Annotated in this window: 23 protein-coding genes and 1 riboswitch; of the genes, 4 read left to right on the top strand and 19 right to left on the bottom strand. The window is 41.0% G+C overall.

Annotation, left to right across the window (positions count from 1 at the left end):
* Positions 1–50: 50 nt before the first annotated feature.
* From BMX30_RS06640 to BMX30_RS06610, 6 genes are all read right to left on the bottom strand, one after another.
* Positions 51–344 carry a hypothetical protein gene (locus BMX30_RS06640; protein ID WP_090742570.1) on the bottom strand — a complete coding sequence of 98 codons (294 nt, stop codon included), beginning with the start codon at positions 342–344 and terminating at the stop codon, positions 51–53.
* Between the two features lie 626 nt (positions 345–970).
* A complete protein-coding gene (locus BMX30_RS06630) occupies positions 971–2,593 on the bottom strand; it encodes a DUF4179 domain-containing protein (RefSeq protein WP_090742769.1) in 1,623 nt (540 codons plus the stop codon).
* Positions 2,571–3,137, bottom strand: coding sequence for an RNA polymerase sigma factor (locus BMX30_RS06625; RefSeq protein ID WP_090742564.1), 567 nt, complete (start codon positions 3,135–3,137; stop codon positions 2,571–2,573). The genes BMX30_RS06630 and BMX30_RS06625 overlap by 23 nt, the downstream gene beginning before the upstream one ends.
* Before the next feature lie 215 nt (positions 3,138–3,352).
* Entirely contained in the window at positions 3,353–3,868 is a 516-nt protein-coding gene (locus tag BMX30_RS06620) for a DoxX family protein (RefSeq protein ID WP_090742559.1), read from the bottom strand.
* Between the two features lie 267 nt (positions 3,869–4,135).
* Positions 4,136–4,738: a DsbA family oxidoreductase gene (locus BMX30_RS06615; RefSeq protein ID WP_090742556.1), complete on the bottom strand. Its 603-nt coding sequence runs from the start codon at positions 4,736–4,738 to the stop codon at positions 4,136–4,138.
* 15 nt (positions 4,739–4,753) lie between these two features.
* Positions 4,754–6,754, bottom strand: a complete 2,001-nt coding sequence (locus BMX30_RS06610) for an electron transport protein (protein WP_090742553.1) — start codon at positions 6,752–6,754, stop codon at positions 4,754–4,756.
* A 213-nt stretch (positions 6,755–6,967) separates the two neighbouring features.
* Here BMX30_RS06610 and BMX30_RS06605 point away from each other — a divergent pair, with 213 nt between their 5' ends.
* Together BMX30_RS06605 and BMX30_RS06600 are read left to right on the top strand one after the other, a co-directional pair.
* On the top strand, positions 6,968–7,591 hold the full coding sequence (locus tag BMX30_RS06605; protein ID WP_244532514.1) for a nitroreductase family protein: 624 nt from the start codon (positions 6,968–6,970) through the stop codon (positions 7,589–7,591).
* A 150-nt stretch (positions 7,592–7,741) separates the two neighbouring features.
* On the top strand, positions 7,742–7,870 hold the full coding sequence (locus BMX30_RS06600; RefSeq protein ID WP_090742548.1) for a YjcZ family sporulation protein: 129 nt from the start codon (positions 7,742–7,744) through the stop codon (positions 7,868–7,870).
* A 158-nt stretch (positions 7,871–8,028) separates the two neighbouring features.
* Here BMX30_RS06600 and BMX30_RS06595 read toward each other — a convergent pair whose 3' ends face one another.
* From BMX30_RS06595 to BMX30_RS06585, 3 genes are all read right to left on the bottom strand, one after another.
* Positions 8,029–8,448, bottom strand: coding sequence for a universal stress protein (locus BMX30_RS06595; RefSeq protein ID WP_090742545.1), 420 nt, complete (start codon positions 8,446–8,448; stop codon positions 8,029–8,031).
* A 187-nt stretch (positions 8,449–8,635) separates the two neighbouring features.
* Complete coding sequence (locus BMX30_RS06590) at positions 8,636–9,055, bottom strand: universal stress protein (RefSeq protein ID WP_090742542.1); 420 nt, start codon at positions 9,053–9,055, stop codon at positions 8,636–8,638.
* 115 nt (positions 9,056–9,170) lie between these two features.
* Positions 9,171–10,643, bottom strand: coding sequence for a SulP family inorganic anion transporter (locus BMX30_RS06585; protein ID WP_170843809.1), 1,473 nt, complete (start codon positions 10,641–10,643; stop codon positions 9,171–9,173).
* A 513-nt stretch (positions 10,644–11,156) separates the two neighbouring features.
* On the opposite strand from BMX30_RS06585, the gene BMX30_RS06575 reads away from it, so the two are divergent.
* Positions 11,157–12,425, top strand: coding sequence for an erythromycin esterase family protein (locus tag BMX30_RS06575; RefSeq protein WP_090742536.1), 1,269 nt, complete (start codon positions 11,157–11,159; stop codon positions 12,423–12,425).
* 66 nt (positions 12,426–12,491) lie between these two features.
* Here BMX30_RS06575 and BMX30_RS06570 read toward each other — a convergent pair whose 3' ends face one another.
* The 3 genes from BMX30_RS06570 to BMX30_RS06560 all read right to left on the bottom strand — a co-directional run bounded on the left by BMX30_RS06570 (position 12,492) and on the right by BMX30_RS06560 (position 15,768).
* Entirely contained in the window at positions 12,492–13,151 is a 660-nt protein-coding gene (locus tag BMX30_RS06570; RefSeq protein WP_090742533.1) for a DUF429 domain-containing protein, read from the bottom strand.
* Positions 13,152–13,213: 62 nt separating this feature from the next.
* Positions 13,214–14,809 carry an amidohydrolase gene (locus BMX30_RS06565; protein ID WP_090742530.1) on the bottom strand — a complete coding sequence of 532 codons (1,596 nt, stop codon included), beginning with the start codon at positions 14,807–14,809 and terminating at the stop codon, positions 13,214–13,216.
* Positions 14,810–14,995: 186 nt separating this feature from the next.
* A riboswitch (Lysine riboswitch) is annotated at positions 14,996–15,175 on the bottom strand.
* A gap of 68 nt (positions 15,176–15,243) precedes the next feature.
* Complete coding sequence (locus BMX30_RS06560) at positions 15,244–15,768, bottom strand: hypothetical protein (RefSeq protein ID WP_090742527.1); 525 nt, start codon at positions 15,766–15,768, stop codon at positions 15,244–15,246.
* A 519-nt stretch (positions 15,769–16,287) separates the two neighbouring features.
* Between BMX30_RS06560 and BMX30_RS06555 the strand changes: the two genes are divergently transcribed.
* Positions 16,288–17,472, top strand: a complete 1,185-nt coding sequence (locus tag BMX30_RS06555) for a cysteine desulfurase family protein (protein WP_090742525.1) — start codon at positions 16,288–16,290, stop codon at positions 17,470–17,472.
* A 105-nt stretch (positions 17,473–17,577) separates the two neighbouring features.
* Here BMX30_RS06555 and BMX30_RS06550 read toward each other — a convergent pair whose 3' ends face one another.
* The 7 genes from BMX30_RS06550 to garR form a co-directional block, all read right to left on the bottom strand.
* Positions 17,578–19,089, bottom strand: a complete 1,512-nt coding sequence (locus BMX30_RS06550) for a tripartite tricarboxylate transporter permease (protein ID WP_090742522.1) — start codon at positions 19,087–19,089, stop codon at positions 17,578–17,580.
* Between the two features lie 15 nt (positions 19,090–19,104).
* Entirely contained in the window at positions 19,105–19,563 is a 459-nt protein-coding gene (locus BMX30_RS06545; RefSeq protein WP_090742763.1) for a tripartite tricarboxylate transporter TctB family protein, read from the bottom strand.
* Between the two features lie 83 nt (positions 19,564–19,646).
* Entirely contained in the window at positions 19,647–20,657 is a 1,011-nt protein-coding gene (locus BMX30_RS06540; protein ID WP_090742518.1) for a tripartite tricarboxylate transporter substrate binding protein, read from the bottom strand.
* A gap of 226 nt (positions 20,658–20,883) precedes the next feature.
* On the bottom strand, positions 20,884–21,555 hold the full coding sequence (locus BMX30_RS06535) for a response regulator (protein WP_090742515.1): 672 nt from the start codon (positions 21,553–21,555) through the stop codon (positions 20,884–20,886).
* A gap of 32 nt (positions 21,556–21,587) precedes the next feature.
* The gene (locus tag BMX30_RS06530; protein WP_090742512.1) at positions 21,588–23,177 is read right to left on the bottom strand and encodes an ATP-binding protein; all 1,590 of its coding nucleotides are present in this window, start codon (positions 23,175–23,177) and stop codon (positions 21,588–21,590) included.
* Positions 23,178–23,398: 221 nt separating this feature from the next.
* Positions 23,399–24,751, bottom strand: a complete 1,353-nt coding sequence (gudD, locus tag BMX30_RS06525; protein WP_090742509.1) for a glucarate dehydratase — start codon at positions 24,749–24,751, stop codon at positions 23,399–23,401.
* Between the two features lie 33 nt (positions 24,752–24,784).
* A complete protein-coding gene (gene garR / locus BMX30_RS06520; RefSeq protein WP_342028061.1) occupies positions 24,785–25,684 on the bottom strand; it encodes a 2-hydroxy-3-oxopropionate reductase in 900 nt (299 codons plus the stop codon).
* Positions 25,685–25,728 lie beyond the last annotated feature (44 nt).

Genomic DNA, 25,728 nt, shown 5'->3' with positions numbered 1-25,728 from the left:
CCATTTTTAATATATCCATTTTTTGTTTCCTGTTGAAGTAAAGCTGCTCGTTAGCTTAATAAAGCACCTAATACAAATGGTAATAGAATGAGCAGTATTGAACTCAAAATTAATGTTAAGGAGACAGACTTTGGAAGTTTTGCTCTACCTTCTCCTTTATACCATCCTGAGAATTGTAATTTATTTCTATACAAAACAAATAGTAGTAATAAAATAGCTACTGCACCAAGCCACGAATAAGATTCAGTTGCCTCATTGATTGTGTAAATGTTTCCTATAATCGCCCCTCCTACTCCACCAAGTATCATAAAAATAATAATTATCCGTAGAATCTCTAATAACATCTAATTTCCCCTCTTTTGTTATAGCATCCCGTTTAGAAAATACTTATTCATCACTGTTCTTCTTCCACTTATAGGGTTTCTTTGACCAATTATAAAGTAGAAACATCAAGAACATTATAAAAGATACCCCTATATTATCAATCCACTGAACCTCTTTTTTAGCAATTAACTGCCAAATAACTGATACTACAAAAAATATTAACGGAAATCTAATGCTTTCCTTAAACAAATTATTGCCACCTTTCATTCTCCTTCTTGCATTAAACTGCTTCGTTAGTATGAGTGCATTTTTTCACAAACTTTATTTCATTTTAACATATATATCCAATTACAACTTGCTTTCTAAGCATTATGGTAAGACAATTTGTATATCAAATTGTAGGTAAAATTGTAGGGGTACACTAGCCATTTTACCTCTACAATTTGGGGTGCATTTTCCTAAACAAATTCATATGCAATTTCCGCCCAAATGGCTTTACACCAATAAAAAATGAGTGTCAATTTCCTATGTGAATTGGCACTCATTTTAACGTACATTTTTAATGTTTGTGAGAGGAAACGGAACCCGTTATGTGATCACGTCTTTTTTCATTGAACTTAGCTTGTTTTCATTGCTGAGAATTGAATTAATCCACTTCATACAACGGAACTTCCCACTTCTCCTTCAATTCCTCATATCGTGTAACAGAAAGGAGGTGTAACGTTAATTCTTCAGGAACTTCCTCGAGATCATATGTGATGAGTTCCGTGTCTGTTTTAAAGCGACCGTTTTCATCTTTTTCATCTAGGATCGACCCGCGATGGTAGGTCATGTACGTTTTTCCTTTGTCATCTACTAGTACCCAAGCTCCCAAATCTGATGAGGGGGCTTCTTTCCCGCCTTCCATTTTTATTGTAAAAATGGTTTCCTTTTCAATTGGGATGAGTGACTTGCGAAGGGAGTAATGATTTTCCGTTTCGGCCTTTTTAATTGTCATAAAATTCCCCTCGTATGCGAATGAAACGGGATACTTCCTTAGTTCCTTTGGCTTTATTTTAATCGAAAAGTCAGAAGGAACGGTTTTAATCACTCCATCTAAGACAAAAGTTAGTTTGTCCTCCACTTTTTGTGGAACAAAAGATTCATTCCAAGCAATGTGACCTAGTTTATCGGTTGGCCGTCCTGACCCTTGCAACAACCCTCGATCACTCGGATGCCCTTGCTCGTGGAAAGTATTATGGTAATAGAGCGTCTCCCCTTGCTCATTTTCTATATGATATTGAATGGCTGTCCCATAATTGGTAAAGGAATTTGTGCTTTCCTCGCCAAAGGCCATTTCCAGCCTCTTGATTTCAGCCTCAATCCTTGTTTGCTCTTCGTTCGTGAAGGAGGTTTCATAAAGTAATTCGTTCGCAGAAGGTGCGAATTGAACCTCCTTCATTTGAATTGTAACCCCTTCTTTATCTGTAACAGCATCCGCTAATGGGAGGCTTTTGGTGTACTTTAGGCTTTCTTTTAAATCAACTGGGACCTCAAGTTCCCAATGACCCTTTTTCCCATCGAGCTCGACTAAATCGAATTTGATCGTTAGCGCTTCTAACCCTTCCTGCTCTCGTAATGAAAATTCAATTAACCCGTAGTCCGATCCGTCTTGCCAACCCATGCTTAACATCTCGAGTTTGCTGCCATTTTGGTCGATGGCGGTGATTTCATTCCCACCTTCACCCAATTCAAGATAGGTATCTTGAATTTTTCCATTATTATTTAAAATTTGATAGGATAGTGCCACCCGTGAAGTATCGGCGATGATGTCTTCCACTTTGAAGGTAAGGTCCTCGTTGGTCACCTCGAGATTCACTCGTTCTGCAAGTCCTGCATCCGACGCCATTCGTAACCCTTCATCGACTTGCTCGGTTGTGAACAACCCACCAATCCACTCCGCAAAGCTAGAATTTAAGGTCGTCGTAAGCCCCACAGCTAACACGATTCCCGCGGCTAGCATCATCACCCGTTTCCATGGTTTCTTTTTCGGTCGTTTCAGTTGCGGTTCATAGGGCTCAAGCTCATCTAAGATCATTGACGCAAAATGATCTGGTAAGGTTGGAGAGTGCAATGTTTCTTTTAAAAATTGTTGATCCTCTTTTAAGGTATCAACTAGATTCCTACATTCGCTACAAAATCGTAGATGAGCTTTGACGTTGGCATGCTCTTGTTCTGTTAACTGGTCATCTAGGTAATCGAAAAGTTCATCTGTTGTTGGACAATTCATGAAAATCGCCTCCTTCTCGCTTGATTGTTTCTCGGAGCTTTTTCTTTGCTCGATGCAGCTTGTTTCGTACACTTGAAACAGGAACTTCGACTAGTTCACTGATTTCGCTATAGCTTAACTCGTTTACATATCGCAAAAGGATAATGATTCGTTCTTCTTCAGGCAAAGTGCCAATTAACTTTTCTAGCTGCCTATTTTTCTCTTTTTTCATAAAAATCACTTCAGGATGATTTGAATTCACCACTTGATCTTCACTGATCTCAAGCTGCTGCATTTTATAGCGTTTCTTTCTAAACTCGTCCATACAATGATTGATGGCAACACGATAGATCCAGCTAGAAAACGTGCCTTTCCCCTCGTATTTCCCCAGTTGATGATAGACCTTAATAAAGGCTTCCTGAACCAAATCCTGTGCATCCTGAGGATTTTTTGTCATCCTAAGAATCGTCGCATATAATTGATTTTTGTATTTATTAATAATCTGTGCATAGGCCTGCTTATTGCCAGCCAGCACCTCTTCAATCCACTGCCGTTCCTCTTCCATAATGCCCTCCTATCAAAACGGTACCGTTCTTCATACAGTATAACGAGAATTCTCCCTCATTCATTTCAATTATCTCAAAAAAAATAGGTGCCAGGCACCTTCCAGTTTAATGGAAAAACAAATAAAGCCGAAGTTAGCGAGGGGGACGCTAACTTCGGCTTATTATTAAAATTACAAATATTGGATGGCGCCAGGCACCATCCAGAATTTGGGAGTTAGGCAGTTTTGCTTAGTGTGTTTGTTTCTGCTTTTTTGTTGATGGTTTTGCGGATGAATGGAATCACCCAGCGGTCTAAGCCGTAGCGGCCAGCGTTGTAGCCTGCGAATAGGATAATTCCGCCAAGGAAGATGTCTGTTGGGTTATGAGATACGGTTCCTGCTAAGAAGAAGCTGAAGTTCATCACAAGTCCAAAGAACATTGCTGCAGTTGTTAGGCAGCCGAGTAGTAAACCAACACCAACTAGGAATTCACCGAGTGGAACGATAAAGTTAAACAGTCCAACATTTGGAATGGCAAATGCCTCTAAGAAGTTTACATACCAGCCATACACAGCATTTCCATCTGGACCTTTCACCGGATTGGCTACTGCATTATTTAGGTAACCTGAAGCGTCAAAGCCTCCTGTTAACTTTCCCCAACCTGCTACCATCCAAGCGTACCCAAGATATAAGCGAATAACGGTAAGAATACCTGCTGCAATTTTGTTTTCTCTTAAAAATGTGGCGAACATGAAGATCGCTTCCTTTCGTTTTCGAATAAATGATTTATTTGATTACACTCTTAATATATCAGATTCTACCGTAAAAATGATGGGTACGTGAACAAGTTCACAAGATGTTAAAAACATCTTGACAGAAATATGTCTTTTAGAAAAATCCCGAACTCAGCTAGCTCAACAACTACTAAATACCGATACATACCTCAATAATGTTCAAAAAGAACCAACCAAAAAAAGAGGACAATTGTCCTGATGAACAATCTGTCCTCCTCTGTATTTTCACTCGTGTTTCTTCATTTCATTTTCAATTACTTGTTCAAACACTTCTCTCTGTCGCATCCCTTGAAGAACAGTGTCACCGATGACAAACGTCGGTACAGCTTTAATTTTAGCTTCAGAATAAGCATGCTCCAACGCCATTTCATGTACCTCTTTATATTTTCTAGTTTCGAGTACCTGCCTGTATTCCTCTATATTTAGTCCAAGTTCCCCTGCTAACTTAGTGAGCACCTCGATATCTCCAATATCCTGACTTTCCTGAAAAAAGGCCGTAAACATGCGATGGTTGTATTCATTTCCCTTGCCGTTAGCCTTTGCATATTGGTATCCTTCAAAAGCTAAATGTGTATATGGTTGTGGTGATACGGTAGGCAAACCGATTTTCACCCCCATCTGCTCGGCCATTGGATAGATGCTATTTTTCCATGCGGACTGCAGATAGTTTCCTTCAGGTTTTAACGTTTCCGTCGGATAAGGGCGCAGCTCAAAAGGCATCCACTCAATCTCGACATCTTTTTCTTCAATTGCCTGTTCAAGCGGAAACTCCGCTAAAAAGCAAAACGGTCAAACATAATCTGAGTAAATCTTTATTTGAACTGTCACTATACGCCCCCTTCTTTATTCCTCTTTATCTTCAATTTTATAGACAGACAACAAATATTCGATTAATGAATCCTGCTCTACCTTCGTAAAGCCTGTCGTTTCGTCTACCCAATACTCATGCCCTTCCCCAGTAATATGGGTTTTTTTCAAGCCGGCATCTTTCTTATTTTCCCTGACGACTTTCTCCCGTATTTCCTTATCCACCATTGCTCGTATACTGTTAGCTGGGTCGGGCAGAATTCCTTTTCGAAGCGTACCTGGGACGCCTATATCCTTGTGTAAGTCTGGACCAATCGAAACTCCGCCATCATGCAAATAGGGAGCTGTCCAATACAAACCGATGATACTCGGGACTTTATACCCACCAGGTGAGTCCCCGTGGCCAAATGCCAGTTTGATTTGTTCAGGATCTAAATGGTCTGTTGGGACCTTAAGTATGGTTGGATCTTTTGGTAATGGGACGGGCGTGTCAGGTGAATAATAAAGAGCTTCTCCAAAGATTCTTTCCGTGTTTTTTAATGCCTTCGCCCTGGATGGTTCTGTTTTGATTGTTTTCACCGAAATGATTTTATGATTCGATAACTCTTTACCTGCATGACAAGAGATACAATTTGCCTTTTCAAAAACTTCTCGCCCAGCTTTGACCGTATCTTGATTGAATTTCTTCTTCGGCTTCGGTGGTTGAATCGTATTTTGCCAAGCAGCAGCACCATTGATTTGTTCGTTGAAATTATATCCTGGACTACTGACAATCACCCCATCAGGTACAGCAAGGGAAACCTTCAGGTAGTTTGGGTTTACTACGAGTTCATTAATTCCAACCGCATTTGGTGTTGGATCAATTTTCTTAAAAAATTCCGATGGTTTACCTTCTGTACTTGGGTCATAACGAAAATCTGGGTTGGCAGCATTTTGAAGGATGGTGCCATAGTAGACTTCTTTATCGATTCCAAGAATAGGCTCACTTATTTCCGCTTGTGATAAAGAGTCGGTATTTTGTGAATGAACATTATGACTAAAGACCGACAACCCTTTGAAAGGTCCAGCCATCGAGAAACCGCTCCATCCATATGGATGATCTTTTAAAGTAAAAGAATCTGGAATTTGCGCGGGATTGCTTTCTAAATCAATTGTAGAATCCACACTACCTTTTGGCCAATTGACAAAATTATCATCAACCGCTTTTTCAAGTTGGTGAATATCTGGCAATGCCTCTGCTTTCCCTTCTGTATTGGTTACCGTTCGAGTCTTTTCCGCCATATACTGCTTGATGTTTTCTACATCTGTGTGAGTAAAAAATGCTGTTGAGTTTGTGCCCATTGCCAATAACAATCCGACATCAAAATCCTGATTTGGTGCCCCTTCGATAATCCTTTTCGTACCAGGGTCAACCGTGGCATGGCAGGCGGCACAACTAACTCCCACTCGCACGCGGCCGTCTCCTACCGAAACGGGCATACCAAGTGGAACATGACTCCCTTTCGCTACATCAATCCCCGTATCAATCTTTTCACCCTTTTTAAATGTTTTGTCCCCTAGCGTGATGTCCTCTGCAAGCTCCACCCGTAAATTACTCGTCCCTTCTCCCTTCAGAGCGAGAATCGCTTTGGTAATATTTCCGAGAGTAAATGGGCCATCAAGTACACCCAGCACATCCGTAAAGAAATATTCATTTCCAAACGTCTCCTCATAAAAGGTTTTCCGTCCCAATTCAAGAAGGTCTTCATCAATTTCAATCGCTCCATTTTTTGCTGAAAGTTTTTGACGACCTTCCTCTGTTTTTTTAATCTCCTTTGCTTGATCATCTGTGATATGCTCTCCCCACAAATCATAGCTGTTTCGCTTGTTGGATTGATAGGAGACAATCTTATCTTCTGCTGGTACATAGCCATAATCGAAATGAACAAATTGAAGAATACCAAACCCTGCCACGACTATGAACAGCAAACCAACAATAATCCTTGGAAATTTTTTCACAAAATCACCTTCTAATTCAGCTTTTCGCCCTACAATCATAGACAATATGAATACAAAGTTATCTTGTCCTACTTCACCACCACTTCATTCTAATGCCAAAAAATGGGTGGTGCCTGGCACCATCCATTTTTTTACACCAACACGATCTTCCTAATTACCAGCAAGTCTTTCGTTTCATCTAGAGCTGTGTGTACATAATAATTCTGTAGGTTTTCCCTACGTGGTTTTTCAAATCGAAAGGAGATGTTACTTTTGGCTATTCAAACAACGCAAAAAGTTCTTTCTGTTAAAGATGCCATCGAGTCCCGTCATAGCATTCGTCGATTTGTACAAGAACCGTTACCAAAGGAAGACCTCAATCAAATCTTTGAACTCGTCAGGCTAGCACCGAGTGCATGGAATCTTCAGCCTTGGCGTTTTCATGTCGTAACGGACTCAGATTTAAAGGAAAAACTTCAAGAAGCAGCCTATGGACAACAGCAAGTCACATCGGCTCCCGCTGTTATCCTCGCGATAAGCGATATGGAAGATGTTTTAGCCAATTTAACTGAAACGGTCCACCCTGGCTTACCAGATGACCGAAAACAGCAAGAAGTAGCCAATCTTTCCTCTATTTTTGGCGGTATGAGTGTCGAGGAGAGAGCTCAATGGGGGTTAACACAAACGAATATTGCCCTTGGTTTCTTACTATTGGCAATTGAAGGACTCGGCTATTCAAGTGTCCCAATGCTCGGGTTTGATCAAGAAAAGGTAAAAGAACTACTTGATCTACCTGAACATATCAAATTCGCTTCAATGGTCCCATTTGGCCGTGCGGATGCAGAAGGCTATGAACACCACCGCCTTGCCCTAGATAAGACCGTCACTTTCCACTAATGGAAAAACACTGTCAGGTGCCAGGCACCATCCAGTTTCTGGATGGTGCCTTTTTTTGCATATAAATTTGATATCGTCTGTCATCGTCCACACACAGATTTTAGTTGATACATAGAATATCGTAATCCTTCCCTGAAGGGGGTGAAGTTCATGAGTGCAGGAGCAGGTTATGGATCAGGATTTGCGTTGATTGTTGTCCTGTTTATCCTCTTAATCATCGTTGGTTCTAGCTACGTTGGTGGAGGTTATGGCGGCGGATACGGCCGTGGATTTTATTAATTGACACTTCAATAGGAACCACCATTCACTCCATTTATAGATAATAAATGGAGTGGTAATTGATTCATATTTGAGTGCCTAGAAGTGAAAAAAATGCCAGCAAATCTATTTAAAACTTTAAATAGACCTGCTGGCATTCTTATTATCTAGAGCACACTTTATTTAATAATCATGACAGGGCACGTTGCCTTTTTCATTACCTTATGGCTAACACTTCCTAAAATCATGCTTTGAAAAGGATTCAGCCCCCTTGAACCGATAACGATAATATCCATCTGTTTCTCAGTGGCAAATTCAATAATTTTCGATTCTGGTTCTCCTCTTAAAAGTTTAATTTCATAGTTGATGTTATGTCCCACAGCAGCCTCTTCGGCTAACTTAAATCTGTGTAGTCGGTCTTCTTTGATTCCTTCAGCCTCCCAAAGATGGAGTACCTCTGTGCTTGATGTTTTATCCGTGAGTACATACACAACCCAGATTTTAGAATCACTCGTTAACTTGGCAATTTCTAATGCTTGAGAAACGGTACGTAAAGAACTTTCTGATCCATCAAAAGCTAAAAGAATATTTTTAAACATCAATCAACCTCCTCTATCAAACGATCAATTTTCAATTGATGTGTTTCAAAAGAAGTTATATGAATGTTTGCACGTTGCATCTGTTATTTCTATATTTTACCACACGAACGAAGAAAGCGCTTACGCTTTTTTCGTTATGATTTCCCCATAAAAAAAGGACCCCCACTTTGGAGTCCTTCCATTATTCTTATTTAATGATCATCACTGGTGACTTTACGCGTTTAGCGACTTTGTGGCTAACACTACCTAATACCATTTCTTGAAGACCGTTCAGCCCACGACTTCCAACCACCACTAAGTCAAACTCTTGAGAATTAGCAAAACCGACAATTTGCTCTGGAGCTTCCCCATGTAAAATTTCGTGTTTATAGGAAACGCCTTTCTCCTCTAAAAGGTCTTCAACGGTTTTCAAACGCTTCCGTCTCGTTTCATTAATGACTTCCTTAGAAGCGAAATGAAGAACATCTTCTTTAGAAGTTGCACTATCTACCACATATACGATGGTGATACTCGCTCCTTCTGTGTTCTCTGCCAAAAAGGCTGCCTTTTCGGCTGCCCTTAATGCATGTTTCGAGCCATCGTAAGCAAGCATGATATTTTTAAACATCGAAATCTCCACTCCCAATTTTTCTTTTTATTAAAGCATCTGTTTAATCAAGAAGTAGTCTTACAATCGGTTAAAACGATATAAATTATAAAAAAAGCACGTGAAAAACACGTGCTTAATGTCCTGATAATTTTGCACCTGGCTTACGGTGAACCGCGAGCCTATCGATTAATTTAGAGCTTGGTGGATTTAGTCCTGTTAAACGAACGTGAACATCGTTGGCTCTTAGTTTAAGAACGATTTTATCTAAGGCTGCAACACCTGAGTCATCCCAAATTTGCGCCTGTGTAAAATCAATGACAACTTCTTTATGCTCGTCATTGTAATCGAAAGCGGCAATCAGTTCATCAACGGAGGCAAAGAACACCTGCCCTGTGACAGAGTAGATTTTCTGATCCCCCTCAATTCGAGAAGTAACGTGAACTTTCGAGATTTTCGCAACAAAGAAAATCGCACTTAAAATAATTCCAGCAAACACACCCTTAGACAGATCATGAGTAATTACCGTTGTTAATGTCGTGGTAACCATGACAATGGAGTCAGTCACTGGCGTCTTAGCTAGCCCTTTAACAGATGACCAATCAAAGGTTCCAATGGAAACCATAATCATAACCCCTACTAACGCAGCCATCGGAATTTGAACAACGATATTTCCTAATACTAAAATTAAGAAAAGTAAAAACACACCAGCAACGAGGGTAGAAAGTCGACCTCGACCACCGGATTTTACATTGATCACGGACTGACCAATCATCGCACATCCAGCCATCCCGCCGAAACATCCAGCAATAATGTTCGCAATCCCCTGTCCTCTTGACTCTTTATTTTTATCGCTCGCCGTATCCGTCATATCATCAACGATATTAGCTGTTAATAAAGATTCAAGTAAACCTACGATTGATAATGCCAATGCGTATGGAAAGATAATCTGTAAGGTTTCTAGATTAAGAGGTACGTTTGGAATGAAGAAAGCTGGTAAAGCGGAAGTTATAGCTCCCATATCCCCTACTGTTTTCACACCACTGTTCGTCATAATCGCAATCACGGTAATCACAACGATAGCCACTAATGGCGAAGGCACGGCTTTGGTTACTCTAGGCAATAAATAAATAATAGCAAGAGCCCCCGCAACCATTGTATACATCACCCATGTCGCATCAATGAACTGGTCCAATTGCGCCATGAAAATCAGTATCGCTAGGGCATTTACAAATCCAATCATCACGGAACGAGGAATGAACTTCATAAACCGCGACAATTTAAGGACACCGAATAGAATCTGTAAAACTCCCGTTAAAATCGTCGCAGCAAATAAATACTGCAAACCATGATCAGCGACCAACGTCACCATTAGTAACGCCATTGCTCCAGTAGCAGCAGAAATCATCCCAGGCCTTCCACCTACAAAGGCAATCACAACAGCAATACAAAACGAAGCGTACAATCCAACCATCGGATCGACACCAGCAATAATCGAAAACGCAATCGCTTCCGGGATCAGAGCTAAAGCAACAACAATGCCTGCCAGTACATCTCCTCTGACATTGCCGAACCACTCTTCTTTTATTAAGTTGACTTTCGAACTCAAAAAAACACCTCTTTTATAATTTTTTTTATTATTGACCTTGAACTCTCATCAAAGTCGAGCCGTCATAGATAAAAAAACCTTACCATGATTTTTATTTTTTCACAAAACAGATGAAAGCGTTTATATCAGTGTATTACATCGATTTTCTTCGTTTTTCTCGTTATTACTATATAAACATTGAAAATGATTCCTTTTTGAAAAAAATTTTTCACCCTATGACCTTTTCGTAAACATAAAGCCTTTTTCCCCAACCCCGCCCATAAGAAAACCACCAATTTCTGGTAGGTGCCAGGCACCATCCAGTTTTCTGGAAGCACCTGAGCACTTTTGACAATATTTTTCATGGCTGTTATTGGTTAAAACCGAACCTTCGTGCGGAAAATACAATTAATGCTGAGTTTTTTGTCTATTTTCTCATCAACTACACGAAACCACTGTTAATACACTAACGCTCAATTCCCAACCAACGAGGAGTAATAAAGATACAACAACAATCAAAGCGAGGGATATTACATGACTGATCACCTAGTTCAAGCAATCAAAAGGGATGCAACTGCTCTGAATAAAGAAGAAGATTATAATCTCCTTTTAGATCAGATGAGTCAGGCTAAGTATGCCTTACTCGGAGAATCCTCTCACGGCACCTCTGAGTATTACAAAACCCGTGCCGAACTCTCTAAAAGACTAATCACGGAAAAAGGCTATAACTTTATTGTTGTCGAAGGCGACTGGCCAGCCTGTCAACAAGTGAACCGTTACATAAAAGGCTACGACACCACACACAAAAGTGCCCAAGAAGCCTTAACCGCTTTTGAACGATGGCCCACATGGATGTGGTCGAATGAAGAAATGATTGATCTTGTCGAATGGTTGAAAACTTATAACGAGAAACTGCCTACCGAGCAAAAAGTCGGCTTTTATGGTTTTGATGTCTACAGCTTGTGGGAGTCAATGGAAGAAGTCATCGCCTATTTAGAAAAAACAAACTCTCCTGATCTCGAAACCGCACGAAAAGCCTTTGCTTGTTTTGAACCGTTTAACCGCGATCCGCAATTATATGGGGTTTCAGGAGCTTTTTACGCTGAAGACTGTAAAGACGAAGTCGTGCAGCTTCTCACCGATATCACATTAAATAAGAAGCGATATACGAGCTACTATGAAGAAGGTCGGTTAAACCTTGAAGTCAATGCGCTCATCACCGCAAATGCCGAAACCTATTATCGAACCATGGTCACCGACAATAATGAGTCGTGGAATATACGGGATCGCCACATGGTGACCGTGATTAATAAAATCAGTTCCTATTATGGCGAACAAGCGAAAGGCATTATTTGGGCACATAATACCCATGTTGGAGATGCGCGAGCCACCGACATGGCCGACGAAGGGATGGTCAATGTCGGACAGCTTATGCGAGAACAAGAAGGAGAAGAAAATGTCTTTATCCTTGGATTTGGCACCCATCGTGGCACAGTCATTGCCGCGGATGAATGGGGAGTGGAATTCGAGCGAATGATTGCCCCACCAGCTCAACAAGGAAGCTGGGAGGACTGCATGCACCAAGCCGGTCCGCATGACAAGTTGCTGATTTTCACTAAAAATAATCAGGATGATTATAAAGGAAGAATTGGCCACCGTGCGATTGGCGTGGTTTATAATCCTATGCACGAACAATACGGAAACTATGTCCCATCCGTCATGTCAGAAAGATACGATGCGTTTCTTTATATCAACACCACAAACGCCCTACATCCATTGGAAGTCGAGAAGGTTGTTCTTTAAAACTGGTATTAAAAAGTCCCCGCTTTAAAAAGTGGGGACTTAACTAAATCAGAATGACGCTCAAACCTAGCAGCAAAATTCAAAAGGATGAGCAGCAGAAGTGGTTTTCCAATGCCATGTTGGTTGTTTGTCCGAATCCGCCCAATGCCAGGCCGCCAAAGCTGCCGCACATGCATCGATTTGATGGGAACTAAAGTACAATGTTTCCGGCACCCCAACCATACCAACCTTATCAAACCACTCTAGAACGAATTTACTGGATCCTTCATTTTTTTTATATAAAAGAGCATGACTTAAATGCTCTTTGCCAATGCGAGTTCCAATAGCCGCACCTGGATGCACTTCAACTAACTGAATGTTCTCATAAAAATCCATCATCATTACTCGCCGCGTCAAACTCACTCCACGCAGTGTTAGATAAACCATGCGCGTTAAGGTTGGCGGCATGATGCTACTCCCTGAAAGTCCATAACTTTTCATGATCTGACGAATGCTTTTATCCTGAGGACGATCTCCCCCACCATCCTGATAGGACAGCGGCGCATCGATTCCAATCACAACTTCTCCTATTGAAGCCGCTGCCTTAATCGTCGAGATAATCATTTCATCATTAGCATCGACAACCATTTCTTCAAAAACTAATCGGTTGTCCTTCACTTGAAAAACACTCAAAACCGTATCCTTGTGATTTGCAGGGCCAGATAAATCAATCCCAATTACTTTCAAGATCCCACCTACTCTTTCAAACTAATTAGACCGGGATGATTTAAATTCAATAGGAACAGAAATTAGTTCCTACGATATTTTATTTCCCCACCAATAATCGTCATTTCAATATCTGTTGTTAACAGTTCATCCGCATCGTCCATTTCAAAAGGGTTGGCCGAATACACCGTCATGTCCGCGAGTTTGCCCCGGGCAATCGTCCCTTTCACGGTTTCCTCATTCGTAGGATACGCTCCTAGCTCTGTAAACAAACGGAAAGCTTCAACCATTGAAAGTTTTTGTTCTGGATAATATCCATTATGCGTTTGGCCAGGCTTTTTACGGGTAACAGCTGCATGGATTCCAAGGAGTGGATCAAGCGGTTCAATCGGCGAATCCGACCCTCCTGCACAAATCACTCCTGCATCCATCAATGTTTTCCAGGCATACGAAAGCTTCATTCTCTCTTTTCCAAGCCGCTCCTCCACCCAAGGGAAGTCACTGGCCAAAAAGCGTGGCTGAATATCAGCAATTCTACTAGGATGAGCAAGACGCATAATCAATTCTTCGCGAAGAACTTGAGCATGAATGAGTCGATCACGGTACATAGTTGCAGGGACTCGGTCCAACACATCAAGCACATTCTCCAATGCTCTATCACCAATCGTATGAACGGCAATGGGCATATCCAACTCACGTGCTCGTCTGACAATATCGTATAAATGCTCTTGATCATACATCGCATCACCATAATTTTCTGGGTCATCATGGTAAGGTTGTGATAAAAGTGCGGTTCTTCGTCCAAACGCCCCATCAGCAAAGATTTTTACGGCACCGATTTGCAAGGTGTCATTTCCGTAACCTGTATACATTCCAAACTCTCTTAATTCAGGTAAAAACTCATGATTGATTAAAAGATTACTCCGCAACCCCACTTGTTCTCCATTTAAAAGCTCATCAAAGAGCTTCCAAGTTTTCTCAAACTCTCCCAAGTACAAGGGATCATTCGTATGCACACTTGTTAATCCCTTTGACATCGCAAAATGCATCGTCTTACGCATAACATCCTTCCACGTCTCGAAAGAATGGCCCGGGATATGCTCTCTTACTAAGGTCATCGCAGATTCAAGTAACAAACCAGTCGGTTGCTTCGTTCTTTCATCAAGGACAATCGTTCCGCCTTCTGGAACCGTCATTGCCGGATGATATTGGCTAATTTCAAGTGCCTTACTATTGACCACCGCCGCATGCTGACAAGTTCTCGTTAACAGAAGCGGGTTTGCTGGCGAGACAAAATCTAGTTCAGCAATCGTCGGAATTCTTCCGTCGGTAAACAGGTTCTCATCCCAACCGATTCCAAGTAACCATTGACCCGGTTCTAGTTGATTGGCACGTTCCTGAATTTGTTCAAGCATTGCATTCTTCGATGTCACCCCTGATAAGTCTAGGTTGGTAAAACTATCAGCAATGATTGAAAGGTGAAGGTGACTATCAATCAAACCCGGTGTCACCGTTTTTCCTTCTAAATCAACCACATCGCCAGATCTGCCCCATTGAAGCAGCATCTCTTCCGTTGATCCCATATCCGTGAATCGCCCGTTATCGATAACAACCGCTTGGACAATCGGCTTACGTGGATTAAATGTATAGATTTTCCCGTTCGTGTAGATTTTTCGCAAGATGTTTCTCCCCTTTTAAAAGCTAATCATAACGAGAGGCCAATGCTGAGTGATGTAAAACGAACTATGTAGAGGAGTCGATTGAAGGGGGATAGGAGGCTTCAAAGCTATTCCTAAAAAACGCAAAAAAGCAATGATAGAAAATAACCTATCATTGCAATATGACAATATACGTTATCCTCCATTTCGATCAGTAGTCCTCCATGCACATACAAAAAGCATGACAGTCTGCTTCTTATTCAGAAAGCATCCCAGCAACCAATCGTTTGACTCCGAATGGCGCTTCGGCGAACAATCCTTTCATCCATCCTCATCGATGTCATACTCCGATGAATTACTATTATTATCCGCTCCTCTACCTCACCGATCTGATAAGGCAATTATGAAATTAACGCCATAGTATCATAGCATTTTCCGATGAGCAACAATAACGTTCACCTTCTATCTTTTTCCCTTACCTCATAATGAGCCTCGTTATAACTAGTAACCGCCCCACCGTTCGGATCATCATTTTCAAACTGGATAAATGAGACCGTATGTCTTCCAGGTGTCAACATCGTTCCCTGCAAATCGATGGATGAGTCTTTTCGATTGTCAAAATTATCTGGTTTTACATACACCTTATCTACATAAATAAACGTTTGCCTGCTTCCATCAAACTCGTCCGCATCAAACCCAATTTGAATCAGCTCATCATCCTGATCGATATAAAATGCTGGAGTTTTTCCGTTTCTAGATGTCCCCGCTGGAGTTGTCAAAACAAGATCCCCACTTCCCGTTTCCGTCACACCATTAGGAAATGGATACTTCCCCCGAAGAATCTCAACCTCGCCGCTATTCCTCGTCTCCAAAACCTTTGAATTCTCTGTAGAATGTTGCTTTACTTCATTATTACTGCATCCAACAATCACGACGACTAATAAACTAATCGTCATTAAACCTTTTGTAAACTGACGCAAGCATTTTCCTCCTTTACATCTATGTAAGACTGGTAAAAATTTTAAAGAAAGTTTAGGTTCGCTCCGATAGACACAATAAAATTAGGGTTCCCTATTCCTGTAAAAATATACTAGATTTCAACTAATTGGTGACCTTTCTCGGAACGGTTGGACAAAGATAGGGCACCAATGAGGCGTATTGGTGCCCTAACTCAGAGTCGTTACACCAAGAAAGGGCACCAACAAGGCGCATTGGTGACCTAACTCAGAGCGGTTAGACAAAGATAGGGCACCAATAAGGTAGATTGATGACCTAAGTTGAAGCGGTTAGACGGAGTTAGGTCACCAATGAGATGTAGCGGTAACCCAAGCACAAGTGGAAGAACGGAAATCATGGACACTATAATCCGGGTCATCCAAATAAACAGGAAACGTCTTTACTTAAAACCTCTAGATTCCTTATTCTGAAACCTGATAAAATATCTAGGTAGATCAACTAGAACGAAATGGTTTCTTTATCATTAGAAAGAGGGATTACACATGCCAGAAATCTATTTAGACAACAGTGCCACAACCAAACCTTACCCAGAAGTAACAGAGAAGGTTGTAAAAATGCTTACGGAGTTATATGGCAATCCCTCGTCACTACATCGCTTAGGGAAAGAAAGCAAATCTGAGGTTGAAAAGGCTCGACAAATCATTGCCGATTCTCTTGAGGTAGATTCTGATGAAATCTATTTTACTTCGGGTGGGACAGAATCTGATAATCTTGCCATTAAGGGCGCATGTCTTGCTAACGTTAAGCATGGAAAGCATGTCGTAACCACAGTGGCAGAACACCCAGCGGTAACAAAAACCATCCGCGACCTTAAAAAACAAGGCTGGACGGTAAGCTATATTTCAGCACACAATGGTGAGCTGGACCTAGAAGAACTTGAAAATGCCATTGGAGAAAACACCGTTCTAGTTAGCGCGATGTTAGTTAACAATGAGATCGGGTCTATTTTTCCTATCAATAAAATAAAACAAATCATTACCGATAAAAACTCCCCTGCGCTATTACATTGTGATGCGGTTCAAGGCTATGGGAAATTAAACTTCACTGCTGCAGACCTCGGTGCTGACCTGATTAGCATAAGCGCCCATAAGATTCATGGTCCGAAAGGGATCGGTGCCCTTTATGTAAAGAATGGGACGAAGATGTTTTCTAATAATCTCGGTGGTGGCCAGGAACGTGGTTTGCGCTCGGGGACAGAAAACACTCCTTTTATCGCAGCCTTTGGTGATGCTATACGAATCACCTTTGCAAACATGATCAAGGACACCACCCATATGAAAGAACTTCGGGACTATTGCATCGAAAGATTAGCCGATCAGATACCTGAAGTTGTCATCCATTCAACTAAACTTGGAGCACCTCATATCGTCAATTTCTCGTTACCTGGTCTGAATAACCGAGACGTTGTACATGTGCTTGATCAAAAAGAGATTTTCATTTCCAGTGCAGCCGCTTGCAAATCCAATTATTCCCGAGGGCCTTCCATGTTAGAATCCCTCGGGTTAAGCCGGGAGTTAGCAGAAAGTGCACTAAGGGTCAGCTTTTCACACATGAATACAAAAAAAGAAGTGGATGTGCTAATCGAGGCGCTTCGGGAAGAATGGGGACGGTTCTCCTGCTTCGAAAAAAAGGGCAGTCCCCCACTTCGTTATCCTTTAATAGACTAAGGGAACCAACCCCCATAACCATTGTGAAATCACCTAATAAAAAAAAGCTTGTAAAGAAAGTAGTAGAGACTCTCTTCACAAGCTTCTTTTTATTTTTACCTTCCATTAAACACTTTCATCAATATTCTTCTCCACGTTTGCTTTTTTCTTCTTAGTGAACAGTGGAACCAACATCGTAATCACACTTACAATGATCAGCGTTAAGGCAATCGGCTTATCCAAAAAGATTCCAAAACTACCATTTGAAATCGTTAACGTTTGTCTTAACGCCTGTTCCATCATTCCGCCAAGAATAAATGCGAGAATAAACGGAGCTGGCGGGAATGAAAACATCCTCATCAGGAACCCGATGACACCAAATGCAACCAAGAGATACAAATCAAATGTGTTAAAGCTAATCGCATAAACCCCAATTAAACTAAAGATGATGACCAATGAAATCAGCAAAGGTCTTGGGATTCTTAACACTTTTGCGATGTAAGGAATTAAAGGTAGATTTAAGACTAATAGAAAGATATTTCCGACATACATACTAGCAATGATTCCCCAGAAGATTTCTGGTCGGTCTTGAATCAATAAAGGTCCTGGCTGGACACCTAATACGAGAAAGGCACCCAATAAAACAGCGGTCGTCCCTGAACCTGGGATCCCTAAACTAAGCAATGGTACAAAGGCTCCACTTGTCGCGGCATTGTTTGCCGTTTCAGGTGCCGCTAACCCTTTGACGGAACCTTTTCCAAACTCATCTGGATTTTTAGCAATTTTTTTCTCAGTAATGTAAGCAATAAAAGAAGCAATAGTAGCTCCTGCGCCCGGTAAAACACCAATGATAAACCCTAAAAACGATTGTCTTGTCATCGGCCCGCTCATTTCCTTCAGATCCTGCTTGGAAATTCGCAAACTACCTAAATCTTTATTATTGTTCATGCTATCATCTTTCCGGTTCAACACGAGGGTGCACACTTCAGCTAATGCAAACAAACCCAGGGCAATAACTAAAAAGTCGATTCCCTCTAGCAAATTCGCATTCCCAAACGTAAACCTGCTCGTTCCTGTTTGGCTATCAATCCCGATTGTTACAACAATGAATCCTAGAGTTGCCGAGATGAAGGCTTTAATTGTGGAACCATCCGATAAACTAGCAATCGCCGTAAGCCCCATAAACATTAACGCAAAGTATTCAGCTGGCCCAAACGAAACAGCCACAGCTGATAGAACAGGAGTAAAGAGCATCAGTAAAATAACACTGACCGTACCACCGGTGAAAGAAGCGATGGCTGCGATCGCTAGTGCCTTTCCTGCTTTCCCTTGCTGCGCCATCGGATAGCCATCAAATGAGGTCGCCACCGTTCCAGCCACACCCGGAGCATTTAGGAGGATTGATGAACTAGATCCACCAAATATCGCTCCATAATAAACACCTGCCATCATCACTAAAGCAACCGTTGGATCCATGGTATACGTGATAGGAATCATAATTGCAATCGCACTAATCGGTCCCAATCCGGGCATCATCCCAATAAAGGTACCAACAAATACACCAATAAAAACAAACAAAAGTCCTTGCAAACTAAATGCCACTTGAAATCCCGACATTAACCCTTGAAATGCATCCATTCTCTTCCCCCCCTTTTAAAACGGCAAAATTCCTGATGGTAGATTGATTCGAAGTAAGTAATTAAATAGAGCATAGATGGCAAAAGAGAACACAACAGAAACGATTCCATTCGTTACATGCTTTTTATAACCTAAGAATAGGGAACAACCAAAGATAAAAATAGCCGTCATAAGTAAAAACCCTAAAATCTCAAGCAAGGAAATGTAGATTAAAATAAACCCAAATACAACACCTAATACTAATAGATTACTTTTTGATATGTTTCTTTTTTGCTTTTCTGCCTCTGTTTCAACGGTTTTATCAAGAAATAGAAGCACCGATAAGAATAATAAAAGATAGCCTAGCCCAATCGGAACAACATCCGCATCAATAATGGCGTTAGGATATTTCGGTAAGTTATAACTTAAAAATAAATAGAAGACCGCAATAGCCGCTAGAATGAGCGCAATTCTTTGATTCATCTTTTTTAACATTTCTTTCACCTCTTTTTGATAGAATGAAAGATAGAACATGCAACTGTTCTACCTTTCGTCTCTGCTCCTATTTAAATAGAAATTTAACGAGCCAGCCCTAATTCATCAAGTAAAGTCTTCATGCTTTCTGCTTCCGTCTTTAGGAACTCGCTATACTCCTCACTATTCATATAAAGCTCTCCCCAGCCGTACTTTTTACGGATTTCGTCCCATGCTGGAGACTCATTTAACTCTTTAAACTTTTCTTCATAGAATTTAACTGCAGCTGGATCCATGTCCTTAGGTCCAAAGAAACCTCTCCAGTTGACAAACGTTTCATCAATTCCTTGCTCCTTGGCTGTCGGGAAGTCTTCTAAAACCTCTCCTTCTAATCTCTCTTCAGAAGTAATACCAAGGACCTTAATCTTTCCTGCTTTCACTTGTTCAATCGTTTCAGCAACACCTGTTGTATAAACATCTACACTTCCGTTTAGAACAGCAGTTAATCCCCCTGCATCTGGATCAGAAAGATATTTAATCTTCGCAACATCTACACCTGCTGCTTTAGCAATTTTCACAAACTGCATATGATCCATGCTTCCTGGTGAAGAAGTTCCAATAACGCTCACACTTGCTGGATCCTTTTTCATATCTTCAAACAGCTCGTTTAGGTTATCCCATTTTGCATCCGCTTTGACGACGAAAGCACCGTAATCAGCAATCACATTAGCAATTGGCGTAAAGTCTTCGTGGTCATATTCCGACTGGCCATTTAAAGGAACCAACACTAATGGTGGTGAGGCAACAAATAAGTGGTATGGGCTTTCCTTCTTACCGGCAATATAAGCCCAACCAATCGCTCCGCCGCCACCAGCTTTATTTACGACTGGTAAACGTTGGTCAATAATTTCTTCCTGCTCAAACACTTGAGATACCATACGTGCTGTTGTATCCCATCCACCACCTGGACCGGCTGGTGCCGTAATTTCAATTGGTTGTGTTGGGCTCCATTCTCCATTTTCATTTGTCTCGCCAGCATTGGATGATGACTGACTAGAGCACCCAACCGCTAACAGAAGCATCAATATTGAAACAATTCCTGCTAATTTTTTCATTTTATTTCCCCCTCTATTCGAATTCGTAAAATTTCGTTACCATCCTTACTTCAAAGATAAATCAGAATTATGTAAATGTAACCGTTACCAATTTTAATTCTATAGAAAACATTCTGTTTATTTTGTTCATTTTGTTCACGGAATCGACACAATCCACTTCAGGAGAGGTTTAAGCCTTCCTGAGACACAAAAAAAAGCATCTTCTATAAATAGAAGATACTGACGTTTAAACTAAATAATATTTCCGCTCAGGTCTGCCAACAATCCCATACTCTAGCTCCGCTTTTGCCTTTCCAATTGAAATTAAATATTCCAGATACCTTCTTGCCGTCGTTCTAGAAGCACCTAAATACTCACTTAAAGCCTCTGCATTGATCCCATGCTCAAGAGACCTCAATGTCTCTTCCACCTTTGACAATGTCAAAGGATCAATCCCCTTAGGGAGTTCTACGGTAGTCGTTTTCGTTGAATTGCCGGTAAAAATTTGATCAATAGCCGATTGATTAAATTCATCTTTTGATTCAAACAGTTCCCTTCGACTAACTACTTTATTTAAAGCCATTTTGAACCGATTAAACGTGACTGGTTTAACAATATAATCTAAAACTCCATTCCGAATCGACGATTCAACGACCGCCCCTTCAGTGGATGCCGTTATTAAGATGATATCTAGTTTTGGGTGTTTTTTTCTTAATTCCGGTAAAAGTGAAACACCACTATGGTCCGGGAGATAATTATCCAATAACAATACATCTACCGTTTCTTTTTCGAGAAGACTGAACGTTTCCAATGCATTTAACGCTTTCCCAACAACCTTGTATCCACCGATTTTCTCTAAAAATTGTTCATGAATGGAAGCAACACGAAAATCGTCTTCTGCAATCGCTACTTTTATCATATCCAATCCCCCTTTCATAAAATGCGAATTTCCTAGATTGTTTTTGGCAGATAGATGGATATAACGGTCCCATCTCCACTTTTAGATTGCACTTCAATTGAACCATTCAAGTTGTTTACAACCCGATTCACAATCGCTAACCCATACCCACGATTCTTACCTTCCTTTGTGGAATAACCGGTTTCAAAGATTTTATCTGTTTCCTGTACCGAGATTCCATGACCATTATCATCTACTTCAATAACCAGATCGTCTCCAACATCAATCGCAAAGAACGTCACCCGGCCATCTCTTTTCCCTTCAATTGCATCAAAGGCATTATCAATTAGGTTTCCGATAATCGAGGTGATATCCGCAAAGGAAATGTGGCTTGGAATTTCTTCGATGCTACAATTGTCATCGATGATAAACTGAATTTTTTTCTCCGAAGCCTTGCCTAGTTTCCCTAGAAGTAAAGCCTGAATTTTAGGGTCCTGGATTTGCTCGAAAATAATCTTATTTTGAATCTCATGGGCGGAAGATTCTGCTTGAATCATCTCGATTGCTTCATCATACTTGCCTAGTTGTAACAAACCAGAAAGCACATATAATTTGTTCGAAAACTCATGGGTTTGTGCTCGTAAGTCTTCCGAATATCTTTGAACCTCAGTCAAAGTTTCTAGCATCTTATTAATCTCTGTTTTATCACGAAAGGTTGAAACGGCACCAATAACCTGTTCATTTTCAATAATAGGGGTTTGGTTCAAAATAATGCTCTTGTTTCTTAGGGTAATTTCATGGTCACGTTCAGGGATTCCTGTCATTAATACTTTGGACACCTCTGTATGAGGAAGAATATTTTCCATCTTTTTATGAACAACATCGTCCTTCACGTTTAACAAATTTTTAGCAGATTGGTTGATCATCGTGATATAGCCATTTTTATCAACTGAGATGATCCCTTCCTTTATTGAGTAAAGAATCGCATTCCTTTCTAAAAAAAGAGAAGTCATTTCATGCGGTTCTAATCCTAGAGTCGTCTTACGGATATTTCTTGCAAGGAGATAACTAACAAACACACCAATGACCACAACACCAAACGCAATGACCCCTATTTCCTCCGAACGTTGGATGACATTTTCCTTTAAATCTGACATTAGATACCCAACCGATACCACACCAAGGATTTTTCCGTCCTCGTTCACGATTGGCCCTTTTCCTCGAATCGATTTGCCTAGGGAACCCTGCGCTTTCGATATATAAAATTGTCCCTGTAACGCTTTCGTGTTGTCTCCACCAACCATATGTAAGCCAATTTTTTCTGGATCCGGGTGAGCATAGCGAATCCCATCTGTATTTCCGATAACGATAAATTCTGCCCCCGTCTGCTCTCTAATGTTATCCATGATCGGTTGTAGCGTTTGAGATGGCTCTTGTTCCTCAAATGCAGCAATAACAGACGGCATCGAGGAAACAGCAATCGCCAACTGCAAAGCTTGATTGCCCATTTGTTTTTCAACTTGCCGATATTCAATAACAATAGATATGATTGCGAATATTAAAATAATAAATAACGCATTTATGATATTCGCCCCAATGATCTTTGTTTGCAGTGCCATTGGAAGTCTATTTACTTTCATCATCCACCTCAGATTCAGTCAGCCCTGATGTCCTATTCATTCTATTATTCTAGTCATTTTTTGTGTTTTTGTCACTAGTGTCCTGCTTCCTACTATCCACTTAAAAAGACCAGGTCAACCCCAAAATGATGTTCATCAAGATTAATTGTAAGTCTATTGGCTCGTTTCAATGAACTAAATAAAAAAACGTCGAAATCCTCATAAGGATTCCGACGCCTAAACTCTTATCGCACTAAACAAGGCTTCTTATTATTAAATGTCCAATTCGGAATATAGAATTGCATCGCCACGGAATCATCGCGTGAACCTAATCCCATATTATTATAAACCTCATGGGCCATTTCAATTTGATCCATATCCACATCAATCCCTAAGCCTGGCTTATCAGGAATCGCGATATGACCATCAACAATCTTCATTGGCTCCTTCGTTAGGCGCTCAATGCCCTCCTGCCAAATCCAATGAGTATCGATTGCCGTGATTTCACCAGGAGCGGCAGCCGCCACATGCGTAAACATTGCCAAGGAAATATCAAAGTGGTTATTGGAATGAGAACCCCATGTTAAGCCCCATTCATGACACATTTGCGCAACCCGTACTGAGCCTTGCATTGTCCAGAAATGTGGGTCTGCAAGTGGAATATCCACGGACTGTAAGGAAATTGTATGCCCCATCTGTCTCCAATCCGTTGCAATCATATTTGTTGCTGTTGGCAGGCCTGTTCTTCTACGGAACTCCGCCATTACTTCACGGCCAGAATATCCATTTTCTGCTCCACAAGGATCCTCTGCATAAGCCAGAACTCCATGTAAATCCTTGCACAAGCTAACCGCTTCCTCAAGCGACCAAGCGCCATTCGGATCTAAGGTAATTCTAGAATCTGGGAATCTTTCAGCTAAAGCACGAATCGCTTTTACTTCTTCCTTGCCTTCTAAAACTCCACCCTTTAACTTAAAATCTTTAAATCCGTAGAGTTTCTGAGATGCCTCAGCTAGACGAACAACAGCATCTGCAGTCAGCGCTTCTTCATGACGGATGCGATACCACTCAACATCACTATCTTGATTGCTATAGTATGGAAGATCTGTCTTATTCCTGTCACCAATGTAAAATAAATACCCAAGTGTTTTCACCTTATCACGCTGCTGACCTTCACCAAGCAATGCAGCAACAGGAACATTGAGATATTTGCCAAGTAAATCTAGTAAAGCAGCTTCCACCGCCGTTACCGCATGAATCGTGATTCTTAAATCAAAGGTCTGCAGGCCCCGACCACCAGAGTCACGGTCGGCAAAGGTTTGCCTCATTTTATTTAAAACATTGTTATAGTTTCCGATGGAAGCACCGACTACTAAAGCCTTCGCATCCTCTAACGTTTTCCGAATTCCTTCTCCGCCAGGAACTTCGCCAACGCCTGTGTTTCCACTGCTATCTTTTAAGATGACAATATTCCTAGTAAAATAAGGTCCATGAGCCCCGCTCAAATTAAATAGCATGCTATCATGTCCGGCTACCGGAACAACGGACATCTCTGTAATGACTGGAGTCGTACTTACTTTTGCTACCGTTGAATTCATGCTTGATCTCTCCTTTATCATCAGTAAATACGATTAAGAATGTACCTTTTCTCTAGAAACTTCAACATTAGCTAATTTTTCATAGTGTTTAACTAAACTGGAGTGATCTTCAAATTGGAATCCGTCCGCTTTCAATCCATGCATCATTTCAAGTACAGAAGCTGTTAATGGAAGTGGCGCATTCACATCATGGCCTGTTTCTAATGCATTCAGTAAGTCCTTAATATGCAAGTCAATGCGGAAGCCAGGCTTGAACTCGCGATCCATTACTAATGGAGCTTTTGCATCTAATACAGTACTTCCTGCTAATCCACCACGAATTGCTTGATAAACCAATTCTGGTTCCACGCCAGCTTTTGTCGCTAACACAAGCGCTTCGGACATTGCCGCAATATTAAGCGCAACGATGACTTGGTTTGCTAGTTTCGTAACATTTCCTGCTCCCACTTTACCAGTGTGTACAACAGATCCAGCCATTGCTTTCATCAAGTCATAATATTGGTCAAACACTTCTTTGTTTCCGCCTACCATGACAGAAAGTGTTCCGTCGATTGCTTTTGGTTCTCCCCCACTTACAGGTGCATCTAACATTTCTACTCCTTTTTCTAAAAGCGCAGCAGCAATCTCTTGAGATGCTAGAGGCGCAATGGAACTCATATCGATCATTACTTTCCCTTTTGTGAACCCTTCAATTAACCCGTTTTCACCAAGTGCTACTTCTTTCACATGTGGAGAGTTCGGTAGCATCGTAATAACAACATCACTCAATTGTGCCACTTCACTAGGAAGCGTTGCTAGTTCTGCCCCTAAAACCACTAGCTCATCAGTCACTGCTTGGTTGCGATCAAGTACAACTAATTGGTAACCTGCTTTAATTAAATTTTTGCTCATTGGTTTTCCCATAATTCCTAATCCGATAAATCCAACTTTCATATTCAAACACTCCCATATCATTTATTTATATTTAACGGCCAAAT

This window comes from Mesobacillus persicus (assembly GCF_900109925.1).
GTDB classification, from domain to species: Bacteria; Bacillota; Bacilli; order Bacillales; family Cytobacillaceae; genus Mesobacillus_B; species Mesobacillus_B persicus.
Note: the sequence above shows the minus strand (reverse complement) of the source record. Positions and strands in the feature narration are given on the sequence as shown.